The organism is Neisseria sp. P0021.S007, from assembly GCF_051956855.1.
In genome coordinates, this window is sequence record NZ_JBQCXA010001463.1 from 1 (window position 1) to 476 (window position 476).

Sequence of the window (476 nt, forward strand, 5' to 3'; positions counted from 1 at the left end):
GTATCGGCGATGGCGCGGGGTTGTTCGTGGATTTCTTTTTGCATGAAGTGGCTGTATGGGCCCAACTCCAAAGAAGCCAAAGATAATTCGGACACTTTAATCGCGCGTTCGGTTTGCGCACCGGTTTTGTCGAGCAGTTTTTCGATGCCGTTTGCGTTCAGCAGGGCTATGTCGCCGTCTTCCAAGTAAGCGATGCGGCGGGTAAAGGCGATCACAGCGGATACGTCGGAAGCGATAAAGGTTTCTTGGTCGCCCAAGGCCACCAACAGCGGGCAGCCCATGCGCGCAACAACCATTTGTTCAGGGTTGTCTTGTGCGATAACGGCAATAGCGTATGCGCCGTGGAAACGGGCAGTCGCAGCTTGTACGGCTTCAAACAGTTTGCCGCCGTTTTGTGTGTATTCGTGGTTGACGCTGTGGGCGATGACTTCGGTATCGGTTTGCGATTCGAAGGTGTAACCCAAGGCTTTGAGGCG

The 476-nt window shown here is 54.2% G+C and carries 1 pseudogene; it reads right to left on the reverse strand.

Annotated elements, in window-relative coordinates:
• Nucleotides 1-476, reverse strand: a pseudogene (locus ACTHUR_RS19710) (glutamine--fructose-6-phosphate transaminase (isomerizing)); the annotation flags it as partial.